This is a genomic window from Gordonia sp. IITR100 (assembly GCF_002009645.1).
Taxonomy (GTDB): domain Bacteria; phylum Actinomycetota; class Actinomycetes; order Mycobacteriales; family Mycobacteriaceae; genus Gordonia; species Gordonia hongkongensis.
Window position 1 is genome coordinate 371,896 of sequence record NZ_MVKV01000002.1, and the last position, 16,093, is coordinate 387,988.

General features: G+C 68.1%; 18 protein-coding genes. 6 read left to right on the plus strand and 12 right to left on the minus strand.

Annotated elements, in window-relative coordinates:
* Nucleotides 1–187 precede the first annotated feature (187 nt).
* On the plus strand, nt 188–1,399 hold the full coding sequence (locus B1818_RS05520; RefSeq protein WP_078112116.1) for a TerD family protein: 1,212 nt from the start codon (nt 188–190) through the stop codon (nt 1,397–1,399).
* A gap of 24 nt (nt 1,400–1,423) precedes the next feature.
* On the opposite strand, the gene B1818_RS05525 is transcribed toward B1818_RS05520, so the two are convergent.
* The 4 genes from B1818_RS05525 to B1818_RS05540 all read right to left on the minus strand — a co-directional run bounded on the left by B1818_RS05525 (nt 1,424) and on the right by B1818_RS05540 (nt 5,606).
* The gene (locus B1818_RS05525; RefSeq protein ID WP_078112117.1) at nt 1,424–2,674 is read right to left on the minus strand and encodes an SfnB family sulfur acquisition oxidoreductase; all 1,251 of its coding nucleotides are present in this window, start codon (nt 2,672–2,674) and stop codon (nt 1,424–1,426) included.
* Nucleotides 2,671–3,798, minus strand: coding sequence for a dimethylsulfone monooxygenase SfnG (sfnG, locus tag B1818_RS05530; RefSeq protein WP_058250796.1), 1,128 nt, complete (start codon nt 3,796–3,798; stop codon nt 2,671–2,673). The genes B1818_RS05525 and sfnG overlap by 4 nt, the downstream gene beginning before the upstream one ends.
* A gap of 67 nt (nt 3,799–3,865) precedes the next feature.
* Nucleotides 3,866–5,044 carry an LLM class flavin-dependent oxidoreductase gene (locus B1818_RS05535; protein ID WP_078112211.1) on the minus strand — a complete coding sequence of 393 codons (1,179 nt, stop codon included), beginning with the start codon at nt 5,042–5,044 and terminating at the stop codon, nt 3,866–3,868.
* 199 nt (nt 5,045–5,243) lie between these two features.
* Nucleotides 5,244–5,606, minus strand: a complete 363-nt coding sequence (locus B1818_RS05540; RefSeq protein WP_211538196.1) for a rhodanese-like domain-containing protein — start codon at nt 5,604–5,606, stop codon at nt 5,244–5,246.
* A 112-nt stretch (nt 5,607–5,718) separates the two neighbouring features.
* Between B1818_RS05540 and B1818_RS05545 the strand changes: the two genes are divergently transcribed.
* Nucleotides 5,719–5,985, plus strand: a complete 267-nt coding sequence (locus tag B1818_RS05545; protein ID WP_303048500.1) for an Lrp/AsnC ligand binding domain-containing protein — start codon at nt 5,719–5,721, stop codon at nt 5,983–5,985.
* 34 nt (nt 5,986–6,019) lie between these two features.
* On the opposite strand, the gene B1818_RS05550 is transcribed toward B1818_RS05545, so the two are convergent.
* Complete coding sequence (locus B1818_RS05550; protein WP_065631999.1) at nt 6,020–6,682, minus strand: TetR family transcriptional regulator; 663 nt, start codon at nt 6,680–6,682, stop codon at nt 6,020–6,022.
* 161 nt (nt 6,683–6,843) lie between these two features.
* Between B1818_RS05550 and B1818_RS05555 the strand changes: the two genes are divergently transcribed.
* The 4 genes from B1818_RS05555 (at nt 6,844) to B1818_RS05570 (ending at nt 10,425) form a co-directional block, all read left to right on the plus strand.
* Complete coding sequence (locus B1818_RS05555; protein WP_078112119.1) at nt 6,844–7,959, plus strand: ferredoxin reductase; 1,116 nt, start codon at nt 6,844–6,846, stop codon at nt 7,957–7,959.
* A gap of 70 nt (nt 7,960–8,029) precedes the next feature.
* Nucleotides 8,030–9,244, plus strand: a complete 1,215-nt coding sequence (locus B1818_RS05560; RefSeq protein ID WP_078112120.1) for an acyl-CoA desaturase — start codon at nt 8,030–8,032, stop codon at nt 9,242–9,244.
* Nucleotides 9,245–9,334: 90 nt separating this feature from the next.
* Entirely contained in the window at nt 9,335–9,826 is a 492-nt protein-coding gene (locus B1818_RS05565; protein WP_065631996.1) for a hypothetical protein, read from the plus strand.
* Between the two features lie 101 nt (nt 9,827–9,927).
* Nucleotides 9,928–10,425 (plus strand): DUF4395 domain-containing protein, encoded by a 498-nt coding sequence (locus B1818_RS05570; protein ID WP_078112121.1) that lies wholly within the window; start codon nt 9,928–9,930, stop codon nt 10,423–10,425.
* An 11-nt stretch (nt 10,426–10,436) separates the two neighbouring features.
* On the opposite strand, the gene B1818_RS24150 is transcribed toward B1818_RS05570, so the two are convergent.
* The 7 genes from B1818_RS24150 to B1818_RS05600 all read right to left on the minus strand — a co-directional run bounded on the left by B1818_RS24150 (nt 10,437) and on the right by B1818_RS05600 (nt 16,066).
* Nucleotides 10,437–10,613 (minus strand): hypothetical protein, encoded by a 177-nt coding sequence (locus tag B1818_RS24150; protein ID WP_171011688.1) that lies wholly within the window; start codon nt 10,611–10,613, stop codon nt 10,437–10,439.
* Between the two features lie 30 nt (nt 10,614–10,643).
* Nucleotides 10,644–11,591 (minus strand): Ppx/GppA phosphatase family protein, encoded by a 948-nt coding sequence (locus B1818_RS05575; RefSeq protein ID WP_078112122.1) that lies wholly within the window; start codon nt 11,589–11,591, stop codon nt 10,644–10,646.
* Complete coding sequence (locus B1818_RS05580) at nt 11,588–12,124, minus strand: DUF501 domain-containing protein (RefSeq protein WP_058250805.1); 537 nt, start codon at nt 12,122–12,124, stop codon at nt 11,588–11,590. The genes B1818_RS05575 and B1818_RS05580 overlap by 4 nt, the downstream gene beginning before the upstream one ends.
* A complete protein-coding gene (locus tag B1818_RS05585; protein ID WP_058250806.1) occupies nt 12,121–12,795 on the minus strand; it encodes a septum formation initiator family protein in 675 nt (224 codons plus the stop codon). The genes B1818_RS05580 and B1818_RS05585 overlap by 4 nt, the downstream gene beginning before the upstream one ends.
* A gap of 12 nt (nt 12,796–12,807) precedes the next feature.
* Nucleotides 12,808–14,091: a phosphopyruvate hydratase gene (gene eno, locus B1818_RS05590; protein WP_058250807.1), complete on the minus strand. Its 1,284-nt coding sequence runs from the start codon at nt 14,089–14,091 to the stop codon at nt 12,808–12,810.
* Nucleotides 14,092–14,275: 184 nt separating this feature from the next.
* Nucleotides 14,276–14,995 (minus strand): lytic transglycosylase domain-containing protein, encoded by a 720-nt coding sequence (locus tag B1818_RS05595; RefSeq protein ID WP_171011689.1) that lies wholly within the window; start codon nt 14,993–14,995, stop codon nt 14,276–14,278.
* A 246-nt stretch (nt 14,996–15,241) separates the two neighbouring features.
* A complete protein-coding gene (locus B1818_RS05600; RefSeq protein ID WP_078112212.1) occupies nt 15,242–16,066 on the minus strand; it encodes a formylglycine-generating enzyme family protein in 825 nt (274 codons plus the stop codon).
* Nucleotides 16,067–16,093: the final 27 nt, after the last annotated feature.

A 16,093-nucleotide genomic window follows, 5' to 3' on the forward strand; every position in this document is an offset into this window, starting at 1 on the left:
ATCGTCTGTCGACCACTCGATTGCACCTTCGGAGTACGGGTGTCGCGTCGGGCCCCGAGCCCGCGCCGTTGCGTGACTACGCTGTGCCTGGTGACGCCGTCCACCCGGACGGCACGGACTCGGCCCGCTCGCTTCGCTCCCGGCGCCGATACGGATTCGGCCCGACTGAAATGAGGAACGCCCGGAGATGTCTGCCCTGACCAAAGGCCAGAACGGCCCGTTGCCGACCCCCGATGTCATCGTCTCGGTGGACCTCGCGACCGCCGCCGACCTGTCGGCCCTGCTGGTCACCGACCGGGGGGTGGTGCGTACCGACGACGACTTCGTCTTCTACAACCAGCCGACCGGGCCCGGCGTCCGGCTGGAACAGGCCGCCGGAGGTTCTGCGCGACTGCACATCTCGACCGCTCGAGTACCTGCCGACATCGACGCGGTGCGCGCGGTCATCACGCTCGACGACGCGTCGTCGACCTTCGGCCGTTTCGCGCCGCCGGTCGCTCACGTCACCGACGAAGCGGGCCGGCCGCTGTACGACTTCACCGTCACCGGCCTCACCAGCGAGTCGGTGGTCATCGCTCTCGAGGTGTACCGACGCAACAGCGAGTGGAAGGTACGTGCCGTCGGTCAGGGATACGCGGGCGGGTTCGCCGATCTGGTCCGCGACCACGGGGTGAGCGTCGACGACGAGCCGCAACCGACGCCCGCCCCGCCCGCGCCGATCAGCTACTCGCGGCCGTCGGCGCCCACTCCCCCGTCACCCGCGCCCCCGGCGGCGCCGCCCACCTCCGCGCCCCCGGCACCCGCGCAGCCCGCGGAAGTCAGTCTGCGCAAGGGCGCCCCGGTGAGCTTGGCGAAAGGCCAGAAGGTCACCCTCCGCAAGGAGGGTGGCGTGGCACTCACCGACATCCAGATGGGACTCGGGTGGGATCCGGTGCGCGGCGGATTCGGGCGCGGGGGCTCGATCGACCTCGACGCCTCGGTGCTCATGTTCTCGGGCGGGAAGTGCGTCGAGACCGTCTACTACGGTCACCTCAACAGCAAGAACCGTTCGATCCTGCACTCCGGCGACAACCTCACCGGTGAAGGCGAGGGCGACGACGAGGTCATCCGCGTTGCGCTGCAGTCGGTCCCACCCCAGATCGACGCGTTGATGTTCATCGTCACGTCGTACCGGGGCCACACGTTCGAGAAGATCGAGAACGCCTACTGCCGGCTCGTCGACGAGACGACCTCCGCCGAGCTGGCCCGTTACACCCTCAAGGGCGGGATGCCGTTCACCGCGGTCGCGATGGCGGTCATCTCCCGCGACGGCGGCGAGTGGAAACTGCGTGCGATCGGCGACGGTTTCAACGCGAAGACCCCGAAGAAGGCCGTGCCGCTCGTCGGCCGCTACCTCTGACGCCGACGCCGGACGCCCCCGCGGTCAGATCACGCCGTGCAGGGGCGGCTCCTCGCCGCGCAGAACCCAGCGCCCGATGTGCTGGTACTTCCATCGCACGGGGTCGTGCAGCGTGTGCGTCCGGGCGTCGCGCCAGAAGCGATCCAGCCCCCCACCACCGGCGGCACTGCGGGTCCCGCTCACCTCGAACAGAGCCGACGCCACCGAGGGGGCCACCCGGTCGGCCACCACCTTCGCCGTCGCGACTGCGATCGAGGCCTCCGCGACCAACTCGCGCGAGGACGATTCCGGGGTACCTCCCACTGCCCCGTCGACTCTTCGACCGGCCTCGGCGAGGGTCGCCTCGGCGGTCGCGACCTCGACCTCCAACTCGCCGAAGCGCTGCACCAACAGCGGATCATCCACTGCTCGTTCGACATTCGCCTCGAACCACGGTCGTGACTTCGTACGCACGAACTCCGACGCCGCGCGCAGCGCACCGCGGGCGATACCGACGTCGATCGCCGCATGGAGCAGCTGGGCGAAGGCGCCGTAACCGGTGGGCGCAGATGTTGCCGGTGCGCGCGCCACCAGATCCGCGAGACCCAGGCCGACCCCGCTGAACCGGACGGTCCCCGAGCCGGTCGTGCGCTGTCCCACCGCATCCCAGTCGTCGACGATCTCCACGCCGTCGGCATCGGCCGGGACGAAAGCCACGTACTCCCCGGGTGCGAGGTCGCCGACGGCGACGTCCAGCCGCGCGAGGACGGCGAGGGTGTCCGCGAACAACGAACCGGTGCAATAGAACTTCTCACCGTCGAGGACGAAACGCGTCGATGCTCGATCGGCCACCGGACTCAACCGTGTCGAGATGTCGGCGATGGTCTTGCCGCCCCGCTCGGACTGCGCGTTGGCCACCCGTCCACCCGCGAGGACGTCGGCGAAGATTCGCTCCTGCAACACTTCTCCCGCGGACAGGCGGACGAGATTGAGGTAGACGAAGTGGCTGTGCGGGATCTGCGCGATGCTCGCGTCCGCGGCGGCCAGGATGGACACCACCTCGGCGAGCGCACTGGGACGCAGGTCGAGACCGCCGAACCGAGCCGGGACGGTGAGTGCCAGCAGCCCCGACTGCGACAGACGGTCGATCTCGGCATGGGGCAACCGACGTTCGCGGTCGCGCTCGGCCGCCCCGACCGCGAATTCGGCGGCCAATTCGCGCGCGATCGACAGCGCCTCGGCCTCGGACCCGATCCGCACGGCGGACCGAACCCGCGCCTGGCTCACTGCGGTCACGCCACTCCCGCAGGCGTCGGGGCGGTGTCGCTCTGGGCGCCCTCGATCTCGCGCACCAGAGGCAGCACCTTCTCACCGAAGTACTCGATCTCCTCCTGGAAGTGCAGGAAGCCGCCGAGGATCAGGTCGACGCCCAGACGCTTGTAGGCGACGATGCGTTCGGCCACCTGCTCCGGGGTGCCGATCAGCTGGGTCCGGAAGCCGTCGTTGTACTGGACGAGGTCCTCGAACGACGAGTCGGCCCACATGCCCTTCTTGTCGCCTGTCGAGTTCCCGGCCTGCTGGACGGCGTCCCGGAAGCCCTCCACCGCAGGGCGATTCGCCTTCTCGACGATCTCGCGCAGAGTGTCGCGGGCCTCTTTCTCGGTGTCCCGCGCGATGATGAAGCCGTTGAGCCCGAATTTCACCTCGCGCTCGTGGGCACGTGCGACGGCGCGGAGGTCGTCGAGCTGCTCGGTCACGCCGTCGAAGTCCTTGCCGTTGGAGAAGTACCAGTCCGCGTAGCGTCCGCCGTTGTTGCGGGCGGCCGAGGAGTTCCCGCCCTGGAACAGCTCGGGGTTCGGACGCTCGACGGTGTTGAGCGGCTTGGGCTTCAGCGTGAAGTCGTGGATGCGGTAGAAGTCGCCGCGGTAATCGACCTCGTCCTCGGTCCAGATCTTGCGGATCACCTCGAGGAACTCTCCGCTGCGCCGGTACCGCTCGTCGTGCTCGAGCCACGGCTCGCCGAGGTGGGTGAACTCGTCCTTGAACCAGCCGCTGACGACGTTGATCGCGAAGCGACCCTTGGACAGATGGTCGGCGGTGGCGCCGAGCTTGGCCAGGACGGCCGGATGCCAGAGCCCCGGGTGCACCGCCGCGATCACCTTCAGCCGCTGCGTGGCGAGCAGGAGTGCGAGGCTGAAACTGGTGGATTCGTGCTGGTATTCGGCTCCGTAGCTCGCCTCGTACCGCACCTGCGACAGCGCGTACTCGAAACCGTTGTTCTCGGCGGTCTGCGCGAGTTTGACGTTGTAGTCGTAGTCCCAGCCGGTGCGTTGCTCGATGGTGCTGGTGACCAGGCCACCGCTGACGTTGGGCACCCAGTAGGCGAACTTGATCTGGTCCGCGATGGACTCGGTGGACATGGCTACCTCCGCGAGGTGTCGGTTACATGGCGAGAAGGGACGTGGTGAAGGTGAAAAGTGTTGTCGATCAGGATGATGCGGCCTGCAGACGCGGCAGGAACGCGGTGCGCACGGCCACGGACGGGCCGGCCGACGCCGGGTCGAGCAGTCCGAGCCGGGCGAGAGCGGGCCGGACCCCGTCGCCGAAGTGGTACGCCTCTTCGAGATGCGGATAGCCCGACAGGATGAAGTGGTCGAGTCCGAGCGCGGCGTACTCGGCGATGAGTGCGGCCACTTCGTCGTAGGAGCCGACCAGCGCCGTACCCGCACCACCACGGACGAGTCCGACCCCGGCCCACACGCCGGGGTGGATCTCCAGCGAGTGCGGATCGTTGTGGTCGGCGAAACCGGCTCCACGACCGTGGAGTTCGGACATACGTCGCTGACCCTCGGACTCCGAGCGCGCCAGATTCTGCTGGGCGGTCGCGACCTGCGCCGGATCGAGCGCACCGAGCAGACGGGCCGCCTCGGCCCAGGCCTGCTCCGACGTCTCGCGGGCGATCACGTGAAAACGGATGCCGTGCGAGAGTTCCCGGCCCTGCGCGGCCGCGAGGCCGTTGACCCACGCGATCTTCTCGGCCACCGCGTCCGGACGTTCGCCCCAGGTGAGGTAGGTGTCGGCGTGCTTGGCGGCGACGTCACCGGCGGCCGGCGACGATCCGCCGAAGAAGATCTCCGGCGTCGGATCGGGGCGGCGTCCGAGCTGCGCACCCTCGACGCGCAGGTACTTCCCCACCACGTCGACGGGTTCTTCCTCGGTCCAGAGCCGCCGGATGATCTCCAGGTACTCGTCGCAACGCTCGTACCGCGCGTTCTTCGCCAGGAAGTCGCCGAAGGCGCGCTGTTCACTCGACTCGCCGCCGGTGACGACGTTGACCAGAAGGCGGCCCTGCGAATGCCACTGGAACGTGGCGGCCATCTGGGCGGCCAGCGTCGGCGAGATGAGCCCGGGGCGGAACGCCACCAGGAATTTGAGGCTCTCGGTGGCGTCGATCAGAGCGGCGGTGGTCAGCCAGGCGTCCTCGCACCAGAGACCTGCCGGGGTCAGGACGGCTTCGAAGCCGTTGGCCTCGGCGGCGCCGGCGAGCTGTTTGAGGTACCGCAGATCGGCCGGCCGGTCCCCTGTCATCTGGCTGCCGTGGCCGCCCGCGATCAGATTGCGCGAGTCGCCGTAGGTGGGCAGGAACCAGTGGAAATGCAGAGACACCGCGAGGGCACCTTTCGGTCGGGTCGGCACGTGACGAGCACGACACCGCCTCGACTCCCGCCTCGGGGCGAGTGGGCCGGCGCGGTGCCTCGGCCCAGTGTCCGGCACCATCGCGTCGGCGGACCACAGTTGAAATCGCCCTGAGGGCAAATCGACAACCGCGGGGCCCGGCCGCTAGGCGTCGGCGGGTACGACTGTTTCAGCAGTCGCAGACCACCGAGTCCAGTGGCACGGTGAGCGGGTCTTTGGACCGGATGATCCGGCTGTGATCATTCTCGACGGGGTAGCCCTCGCGCGCCCAGTATTCGTAACCGCCAATCATCTCCTTGACCCGGTAACCCAGCTTGGCGAACTCCAGCGCGGCCCGCGTCGAACCATTGCATCCGGGCCCCCAGCAGTACGTCACAACCGGTGTGCTCGTTGCTATCTCGTCGACGGCGCGCGCGGCGATCTGTGACGTCGGCATGTGCACGGCTCCGACGATGCGCCCCTGCGCCCACGCCGCCTCACCTCGTGAGTCGATCAAGACGAAGTTCACACCGCGTTCCTGATCGGCGTGCACGTCGGACGCATCGGTCTCGAAGCCCGCCTCGAAGAATTCGGGGTGATTCAGCGGCTACAGCGCCAGCGTCGACCCCGAGCGGCTCGGGTTCGCGATCCTGGCCTTCCTACGGCTGCGGTATCCCAGCAGCAGGTACGAGCCGTTGCACACCCTGCTCGCGGAGCTACCCGAAGTCATCGAGGCGCATCACGTCACCGGCGACGACTGTTTCATCATGAAGGTCGTCGCCACCGACATGAAGCACCTGGAACGGGTCAGCGGCATGGTCGGAACCCTCGGCAGCGTCACCACCAATGTGGTCTATTCCTCCCCGCTGCCACCTCGCCCGCTACTCCCGCCCGGCGGGTCGGGACTCACCGAGAGCGCCGACAAGGTGTAGGTCGGCAACTACCAGGGCGTCCGATCCCCGCAGCTCAGTCGGTCGACGGGCGCCACTGACCCATACCGAGGAAGACCATCACGAGTTGTCGCTCGGTGCGCTCGACGATCTCCTGCTCGGCGGAACGTCCGCGATACTCACCGTCGAGCAGATCGGCCACCGCGGTGAGCATGATGATGACGATCAGCTCCGCTGCCAGTTCGAGGTCGTCGGATTGCCAGCGTGCCAGATCCGGCATCCGGGCGAGATCGATCGCGAGTTCCTTGGAGAACAACCGGAGTTCGGTGTCGATCGCACGACGGATCTCGGCGATGCCGCCCCGCTGCTCGCGCACCAGGAACCGGAATTGCGACTCGTTCTCGCGGACGTGCCGCAGCAGGATGGCCAGCGAGTTCTGTGCGGTGGGCAGGGCGTCACGCGCCGCCAGGTCGCGTCGTCCCTCACGCAGCGCCCGTCGCAGGACGCGCATCGAGTCCTCGACGACGGTGACCCCGAGATCCTCCATCGATGCGAAGTGGCGATAGAAGGCGGTCGGCACGATCCCGGCGCCACGGGCGACCTCACGGAGGCTGATGCTGCCGAAACTGCGCTCGCCGACCAGTGACCGCGTGGTGTCCAGCAACGCCTGTCGCGTCTGGTTCTTGCGGTCCGCACGGGTCTGCGCATCGCGCCGGCTCGGCTCTCGCGTGCGTGTCACGCATCCGAGTCTATGCGTCGGGTCAGCCGACGCGGCGGAGAGGCACAGGCGGTGTCGTGACGGCAGTCACATCAGCGAACACTTGACGATCGACCATCGCGCTGTGTCACACTTGCCGGTGTACACATGTACACCGAAACAGACCGAACGGAGCCCAGCCCATGAGCATCCGCACACCCCAGGACCAGACCCGCGCCGACACCGGCGCCGAGCCCGGCCGGTGGAGCCGTCTGGTCGGTTCGATCGTGGAGGCAGCGCTGTCGCCGCATCCGGTCGACCGCTACCTCGAGTTGCTCGATCCGATGATCACCTGGCGCGATCTGCGCGGCGAGATCACCCGTGTCGAGCGTCCCACGGCGCGCACCGTCCGCCTCACCATTCGTCCGACCCGTCAGTGGCGAGGCCACGAGGCCGGCCAGTTCGTGCAGCTCAAGGTCGTCATCGACGGCGTTCGGCACACCCGCTGCTTCTCGCCGGCCAACGCCGCCGCGGGCCCGCACGGCGAGATCGAGCTGACCATCACCGCACACGACGACGGCTTCGTGTCCACCCACCTTCGTGAGCACGCCCGGGCCGGGGACGTCGTCGGGCTGTCCGCCGCCGACGGCGAGTTCGTGCTTCCCGACACCGACCCGACGTCGGCGGTCTTCGTCAGCGGCGGCAGCGGGATTACACCTGTACTCTCAATGGCGCGAACACTCGTCGCCCGACAGTACGCGGGACCGATCACGTTCGTGCACTATGCGCGCACCCCGGCCGACGTCGCCTACCGCGACGAGCTGCGTGAACTCGCGGACCGCCATCCCCGGTTCGACCTGCGCGTGTACCACACGCGCGACGACGGACACTTCAGCGCCGACCACCTCGAGGGAATCCCGGGATTGTCCGACGCCGACGTGTTCGTCTGCGGCCCCGCCGCCCTCATGGACGAGGTCGCACTGGTCCATGCCGAACTCGCCATCAGCCAGCCGTTGCACAGCGAGGCCTTCGCGCCGGTCATCCCCGCCGTCGACCCCGACTCCGTCGAGGGCGAGGTCACGTTCTCCTCGTCGGGGACGTCGGCGACCAACGACGGCCGTCCGATCCTGGACCAGGCCGAAACGGCCGGGCTCACGCCCGAATCCGGGTGCCGGATGGGGATCTGCTTCTCCTGCGTCGCGACGAAGAAGTCGGGGTGCACCCGCAACGTCCTGACCGGCGAGATCGACGACGAGTCCGACACCCAGATCCAGCTGTGCATCAGCGCGCCGGTCGGCTCGGTCGACATCGACATCTGATGCCCGCGAACTGACCGCCCCAGATCCACCCTTCCCAGCCACATCTCCTCTCCGAGAAGGAGGCAATGCCATGACCATCGACATCAGCCGTGACGTCGAGACCACCATCGACGACAACCTGCCCGCGATGCATCGCGTCGGCGCCGACCAGAAGGTCGCGGACGATCCCAACACCGTCGTCATGTCCTACGAGCAGGTCGAGGCGCTCGGGCAAGACCTCGACGCCCTGCGGGCCCGGATCGTCGCCGACCTGGGCCAGAAGGACCGCGACTACCTCTACTCGGTGATCCGCGCCCAGCGCGGTTTCGAGATCGGCGGACGCGCACTCATGTACCTCGGGTTCTTCCCGCCCGCGTGGATCGCCGCGGTAGGCGCCCTCTCGGTGTCGAAGATCCTCGACAACATGGAGATCGGCCACAACGTCATGCACGGTCAGTACGACTGGATGCGCGAGGACACCTACAACTCCCGCGAGTTCGAGTGGGACACCGTCTGTCCGGCCGATCAGTGGAAGCACAGCCACAACTACCTGCACCACACCTTCACCAACATACTGGGTGAGGACCGCGACATCGGTTACGGCATCCTGCGAATGGACCGCGATCAGAAGTGGAACCCCTACTACCTGGGCAACCTCGGCTACGCGACCGCACTCATGCTGCTCTTCGAGTGGGGCGTCATGCTGCACGACCTCGAAGCCGAGAACGTCATCGCCGGCAAGCGCAAGTGGAGTGACATCAAGGGCCTGGTGAAAGGCATGTGGCGCAAGGCCGGTCGTCAGGTCCTCAAGGACTACGTCGTCTTCCCCGCGCTCACGGGCCCGCTCTTCGTCCCGACCCTCATCGGTAACGCGACCGCCAACCTGGTGCGCAACGTGTGGACCTACTCGATCATCTTCTGCGGCCACTTCCCCAGCGGTGCACAGACATTCACGTCCGAGGAATGCCAGAACGAGACGCGGGGCCAGTGGTACCTGCGGCAGATGCTGGGTTCGGCCAACATCACCGGCAGCCCGTTGTTCCATGTGATGAGCGGCAACCTCTCGCACCAGATCGAGCACCACCTCTTCCCCGACATCCCGGCCAGTCGCTACCCCGAGATGTCCGCGGAGGTCCGGGAGATCTGCGAACGCTACGGACTGCCGTACAACACCGGCTCGCTGAGCCACCAGCTCGCGTCGACCTGGAAGAAGATCGCGAAGCTGTCGTTGCCCAACTGGATGACGCGCGACGACAACGATCTGACCGTCATCGTCGAGCGCGAGAAGCCCGCCTCGGTCGCCTGACGCCGGTTTGATCGGTGTGCCTCGGGGGTAGGCTCTGGGCACACCGATCAGGCTCCAGCCGCAATCAACTGCAGGGGGATTCCCGAAGCGATGGTCGACAGCATCGAACGCAACAAGGATCTGTTCCAGGAATTGATCGAGTCCACGGCCACCCACGTCGGCCGGATAGCGACCATCATCACCGGAGCCGTCGCGGGCGTGACCCGCGAGATCGGTGAGATCGTGACCGACGGGTTCGAGATGCGCGAGGCGGCCCGCAAGGCCAAAGCCGACGCCCACCCGCGATACGACGCGAGCGGCATCATCGACGCCGAGTTCGCGGACGCATCGTCCGAGGTGGACACCTCGGCCCCGTACGCCGAATCCGAACAGGCCAGAGAGGTGACCGGAGTGGACATGGACGAACTGCCAGACCGCATCGACGTCGGTGAGCAGACCGGTATCGACCAAGAGGGCGAGGTCTCCCGCGAGGCGGAACTCGCCTCCGACGGCGGCGAGACCGACAAGGACGAACCGGACGTCGACGACCCGCGGGACATCGCCGCGTCCGAGCCGCGAATGGACCCGACCGCAGGGTCCTGACCGGCACCGATCGATTCACCCTGGGCGCAATCGTTGCCCGATGGGGCCGTCGCACGTACCTTGGTCGGCGATTGTCCCCGCTCTCCGGAGGTTGTTGCCCGATGTCGGTGCGCTCTGTCCTCACGTTCCCGAACCCGGTCAACGACTACGCCGCGCGCAGTACCGCCGGGTTGGTCGTCGTCCTCGCGATCATCGCGGTGTCGGTGAACACGCCCGTGCTCTATGGCATCCTCGCCCTGGGGTTCGCGCTGCGTGTGGCATCGGGACCGACCCTGTCGCCTTTCGGGCAACTCTCGGTGCGCTTCCTCGTGCCGAAGATCATCCGCAAGGAGAAGCTGGTCCCTGGGCCGCCCAAGCGGTTCGCCCAGACCATCGGCCTCGTCGTCAGCGGGACCGCCTTCGTGCTCAGCCTGCTCGGCTACGGGCTCGCCGCCCAAATCGCCACGGGCGTGCTGATCGCCGCCGCTACGCTCGAGGCCGTCTTCGGCTTCTGCCTGGGCTGCACGATCTTCGGATTCCTGCAGCGCCGCGGTGTCATCCCCGAGTCGGTCTGCGAGGCGTGCAACAACATCTCGCTGCGCGATCCGGCTGCCGTCTGATCCGACGCCGCTCAGCCGTCGGACTTCACCGAACGGTCGGGAACGGTCATGGCCATCATCATGATCTCGGTCTCGCTGTAGTCGCGGCCGGGATGTTCGGCGGCGAGGTGGGCCTGGACCGACGGCACGAAGTCGGCTTCGAGGGCCGTGATGGACTCACCGCAGGGGCAACGCAGGTTGTATGCCATGCGACGCATGGTAACTGGATCGAGCATTGCTCAGTCGAGTATTCCCAACGCGATCCCGTCGAGGATGTCGTGTTCGCTCACGACTAGTTCGTCGATACCGGCACTTTCCGACAGCACTCTCGCGAGCTCGAGGGTGATCAGTGATCCGCCGCCGATGACGTCGACGCGCCCGGGGTGCATCGGTCCGAGCGCCGCGCGGTCGGCGCGTGTCATACCGATCAGGTTCCGGCAGACCCGGTCGAGTTCGGGCAGCGAGATCGTCGACAGATGGATCGCGTCCGAGTCGTACTCGGGGAGGCCGGCACCGAGCGCGGCGAGCGTCGTCATCGTGCCGGCGACGCCCACCCAGGTGCGAGCGGACTGAACCGGCACCGCGGCGAACGCCTCGGCGAGACGTGCGCGTGCGAATTCGGTCGCCGCGGCCAGCTCCGCCGGCGTGGGCGGGTCGGACGGCAGAGCACGCTCGGTCAGCCGAACACACCCGATGTCGGCCGAGTACGCCGCGGTCACACCGTCCGCATCGCCCAGGACGACTTCTGTCGAACCGCCGCCGAGGTCGGTGACCACGAAAGGCCCATCCGCCGCATCCAATTCGCCGACTGCCCCGCGGAACGACAGCCGCGCCTCCTCGTCGCCGGTGATGACCTCGGCGATCGCGCCTGCGGACACGCACCCGAGCAGATCGGCGGTCATGGCGAAGAACTCGTCGCGATTCGACGCGTCGCGGGTCGCGGAGGTGGCGACCATCCGCACTCTCTCGACGCCGAGCGCTTCCATCGTGTCGACATAGTCGCTGAGGGCGACCCGCGTCCGCTCGATCGATTCCGCGGCGAACATCCCGGTCGCGTCGACGCCGTAACCCAGTCGGACCACACGCATCTCACGATGGAGATCGACGAGTCGCCCGTCCGGGCCCGGCTTCGCCACGAGCAGGCGGATCGAGTTGGTGCCGCAGTCCACGGCTCCGACGACGGTCACTCGTCGGTCCCCGTATCCGACGGCTCGGGCCAGTCCTCCGGAATCGCGCTGCCGCGCAACCCGTTCGCGGCCGCGAGCGCCACCGCCTCGTCACCGAGAGGATTGAGCCCGGGGCCCTTGGCCAGGGAGTGCGCGATCAGGACGTGCAGGCACTTCACCCGGTCCGGCATACCGCCACCGGTGAAATCGGTGCCGAGGGGTTCGATCGCGTCGCGTTCGGCGAGATAGTCCTCGTGCGCACGGCGGTACGCCGCGGCGAGTTCGGCGTCGTCGTGCAGGCGCGCGGTCATGCCCTTCATGACACCGGCCGACTCCTGGCGGCTCGCCTCGGCGGTCAGACGCGGATCGGTCAGGTAGTACAACGTCGGGAACGGTGTGCCGTCGGGCAGCCGGGGCGCGGTCTTGACGACCGCGGGCTTCCCGTCAGGTGTGCGGTAGCTGATCTCGAGGACCCCGCGCGGTTCGCGTCCGAGCTGGGCGGCCACCGTGGCGAGATCCTCCGCGGAGACACCGTGGCCGGAGGAGGAGCTCACTGCACGCCGGGAGGGGTCGACAGCGTGTCCCAGAGATTTCCGTACCACGGTGCGCGGGCGCGCTCTTCGGCACGTTCGGCGGCCTCGCGCCGTGCCTCGTCGGCGGGGAACAACATCACGAGCGGGATCTCTCCTGGTTTGACGAACTGCAGGCGCGTCCGCGCCTGGGCCTCGATGTAGGCGGGATCGTTCTGCTCGTTGACCTTCTGCTGATAGTCCGCGACCTCGCGTTGCAGCTGCTCGTTCGACGCGGTCAGCTGACGGAATTCCGAACGCTGACTGAAGTACGTCCGCAGCGGCATCGCGAGCGTCAGTGCCACCACGCACACCACCACGACGGTGATGACGAGCGTCGCAAGGCCGGCCGGGGTCATCTCGACACCACGCAGGCGGGCGCCGATGCCGGCGCGGGCCGGACGTCGGCGGGTTCGAGGCACGCGCTCCGGCGCCACCCGACGGACCCCGGAATCCGAGGTGTCGTCGGCGACCGGTGCGTCGAGATCGGCGGGAACCTCGTGCCCGGCCGCCTCGACCGCTTCCTCGGGCGCCGCCGACGACGCAGGACGAGCGTGCCGCCGCGTGCGACGGGCGCGTTCGCGTGAGCGCGCGTCTACCCGACGATCGCGCCCACGCTGACGCCCGTCACCGCGGTGACGTCGCTGCGAAGCCATGCAGACAGCTAATCACGAACCAAACGAGAAACGCGGGAAGGCGAGGTCGCCCGCGTACCGTGCCGCGTCGCCGAGTCCTTCCTCGATCCGCAGCAGCTGGTTGTACTTGGCGACGCGCTCGGAGCGGGCCGGAGCGCCGGTCTTGATCTGTCCACAGCTGCAGGCGACGGCGAGGTCGGCGATGGTGGTGTCCTCGGTCTCACCGGACCGATGACTCATCATCGTCTTGTAGCCGTTGTTGTGCGCGAGTGCGACGGCGTCGAGGGTCTCGGTCAGGGTGCCGATCTGGTTCACCTTCACGAGCAGCGCGTTGGCGATGCCCTTGGAGATCCCCTCCTCGAGACGCTCGGGGTTGGTGACGAACAGGTCGTCACCGACGAGCTGCACCCGGTCGCCGATCGACTCGGTCAGCTTGGCCCAGCCGTCCCAGTCGTCCTCGGACAGACCGTCCTCGATCGAGACGATCGGGAAGTCGCTGATGAGCTTCTCGTAGAACGACACCATCTCGTCGGCGCCGAGTTCCTTGCCCTCGAGCTTGTAGGCACCGTTCGAGAAGAACTCGGTCGCTGCGGCGTCGAGCGCGATGACGACGTCGCGGCCGAAGTTGTAGCCGGCCTTGCCGACCGCCTCACCGATGACCGCGATGGCCGCCTCGGTGTTGGGCAGGTCGGGGGCGAAGCCACCCTCGTCGCCGAGTGCGGTGCTCATGCCCTGCTTGCTCAGGACGCCCTTGAGGGCGTGGTAGACCTCGGCACCGCACCGCAGCGCCTCCTTGAAGGTCGGCGCGCCGACCGGGGCGATCATGAATTCCTGGAAGTCGATGCCGTTGTCGGCGTGCTCGCCACCGTTGATGATGTTCATCATCGGCACCGGCAGGATGTGGGCGTTGGGTCCGCCGATGTAACGGAACAGCGGCAGCCCGGCCGATTCGGCCGCGCCCTTGGCGACCGCGAGCGAGACACCGAGCAGCGCGTTGGCGCCGATACGGCTCTTGTCGGGGGTGCCGTCGCAGTCGAGCAGTGCCTGGTCGACGAGGCGCTGTTCCTCGGCCTCGATCCCGATCACGGCCGGGGCCAGTTCCCCGAGGACACCCTCGACGGCCTTGGTGACGCCCTTGCCCAGGTACCGGTCGCCACCGTCGCGCAGTTCGACGGCCTCGTGTTCGCCGGTCGACGCCCCGGACGGCACGGCGGCCCGGGTGAAGGTGCCGTCATCCAGGACGACCTCGACCTCGACCGTCGGGTTGCCCCGCGAATCGAGAATCTCACGCGCACCTACCTGCTCGATGATTGCCACGGTTGCACCCCAATCTCGGTGGACGAGTTCGTCGGCGTGATCCCAGGAGATGTGTCCTCCGACGGGGCCGCCTACGCCGACGACGGCCGGGTCTGGTGCCGGCCGATAGGCAAGAGCCTAGTGGCTGCGCCGAAGCCGCACGTGACAAGGTCGACGCAAGCGCAGAAGGCCTTCCCGGCAGGGTTCAGAAGCGGACGTTGATCGAGTAGGCGTTGGCGTGATCGCGCACGTCGAGGACGTAGGCCATCGAGTTGTTGTAGGTCCGGACGGCCTTCTCCCACCCTTCCGGCGTCGTCATGTCGTTGCCGGCGGAGACACACAGATAGCGGGCCGCCGAGAGGGCGGCGTCGTCGATGTTGTCGGGGTCGGGGACGCCGTCACCGTTGGCGTCGACGCCGTAGCGCTTCCACGTCTCCGGGATGAACTGGAACGGCCCCATCGCTCGATCGTGGGTGGCGTCGCCGTCGAGTGCGCCGCCGTCGGTGTCGAGGATCTCCATGTTGCCGCGGGTGCCGTCGAGTTTGACGCCCCGGATGGGCGGGTTGACGTCGCCGTTGTCGGCCACGTCGGAGCCGCGGTAGTGGCCGTGTTTGCTCTCGACGCCGGCGATCCCCGCCAGCGTGGTCCAGTTCAGTCCGCACTCGGGGTGTTGCTGGCGCTGGATCTCGGCGGCGTTGCCGTAGGCCTGGAGCGAGACGACCGGGATACCGGTGGACTCCGCGATGGGCACGGCCCAGTCGTGCATCCTGTCCGCGGTACGCCCGGGTGCGTTGATGTCGATGTAGGGCTGGGGCACGCCCGCCCCCGGCGGGATGCCCTCCGGGATGTCCGGCCTGGTCAGCGACGGCAGGTCGATGCAGCCGGCCAGCAGCACCGACGACGCGACCGCCACGGCCGAGGCCATGAGGCCGTTCCTCCACGGGTTCGGCCGCCTCGACTCCCGACGCGCCGCATCCCGGCCCTCCACACGCATTCCTGCCCTACTCCCCTCTCCGGTCCGACGACTTTCGGGCGGACACCGCCCGAGGGGAACCACGATCGCACAGCCGATCGGGTCTCCCGGAAATCGACACACAGTCTGCTGATCCAACTGACCACGGCGGAGTTCGGTTCCCAGCGACGTGTGGACGGGTTGTCGGCCGGATGGATGTCAGCCGGCCGCGGGACCGACGGTCCGGAACCCGATGTTGCTCGCCGTCGACTCCGGCGTGTTGTGAGATCGCGCGGCGACCCGGTAGCGATGACAGTACGAGTCGTGGCAGAGATGGCTGCCGCCCCTCAGGACGCGAGCGCGGCCCCGCCCCGGCCCGCCCGGATCGATGCGTTCGGAGACGCGGTAGTACCGCGCGCCGAAGATGTCGGCGCACCACTCCCAGACGTTGCCGGCGCACTGGTACAGGCCGAAGCCGTTGGGCTCGAAGTCCCGCACGGGCACGGTACCGACCCGGGCGGTCGGCGCATCCGGGAACTCGCCGCGAAAGATGTTGCAGCGGGGCGCTTCTGCGGTGGGTGGTTCATTCCCCCAGGGGTATCGGGCCCCGCGCAACCCACCCCGCGCCGCGTTCTCCCACTGCGCTTCGGTGGGCAGGACACGTCCGGCCCAAACGCAATAGGCCTGCGCGTCGCGGTGGCTGACGTGGACGACGGGGTGGTCGGCCAGATCGTCGACCCGGCTGCCGGGACCCGCCGGGTGGCGCCACGACGCACCTTCGACGGCGAGCCACCACGGCGTTCCCGGCACGGGTTCGCCCGGCGCGGTGGCGTAGGTGTAGAACACCGCGGAACCACCGAAGCGCTCGGCATCGGTCTGGTGTCCGGTCGCCGCGACGAACGTGGCGAACGCGGCGTTGGTCACCGTCGTCGCGTCGATCGAGTACGCACCGAGCTCGACGTCGTGCACCGGTCGCTCACCGTCGGTGCGGTACCCCTCGTCGAAGGCGTCGCCCATGGCGAAGCCCCCGGCCGGGATGTCCACCGTCTCGATCGGGTGCACTCCGGGACC

Excerpts from the sequence above, each read along its gene's own strand:
- B1818_RS05520 (WP_078112116.1), top strand. The coding sequence starts at position 188 with ATGTCTGCCCTGACCAAAGGCCAGAACGGCCCGTTGCCGACCCCCGAT.
- sfnG (WP_058250796.1), bottom strand. The coding sequence starts at position 3,798 with ATGTCCACCGAGTCCATCGCGGACCAGATCAAGTTCGCCTACTGGGTG.
- B1818_RS05555 (WP_078112119.1), top strand. The coding sequence starts at position 6,844 with ATGAGCATCCGCACACCCCAGGACCAGACCCGCGCCGACACCGGCGCC.
- B1818_RS05560 (WP_078112120.1), top strand. The coding sequence starts at position 8,030 with ATGACCATCGACATCAGCCGTGACGTCGAGACCACCATCGACGACAAC.
- B1818_RS05565 (WP_065631996.1), top strand. The coding sequence starts at position 9,335 with ATGGTCGACAGCATCGAACGCAACAAGGATCTGTTCCAGGAATTGATC.
- B1818_RS05570 (WP_078112121.1), top strand. The coding sequence starts at position 9,928 with ATGTCGGTGCGCTCTGTCCTCACGTTCCCGAACCCGGTCAACGACTAC.
- B1818_RS24150 (WP_171011688.1), bottom strand. The coding sequence starts at position 10,613 with ATGGCATACAACCTGCGTTGCCCCTGCGGTGAGTCCATCACGGCCCTC.
- B1818_RS05585 (WP_058250806.1), bottom strand. The coding sequence starts at position 12,795 with ATGGCTTCGCAGCGACGTCACCGCGGTGACGGGCGTCAGCGTGGGCGC.
- B1818_RS05595 (WP_171011689.1), bottom strand. The coding sequence starts at position 14,995 with ATGGCCTCGGCCGTGGCGGTCGCGTCGTCGGTGCTGCTGGCCGGCTGC.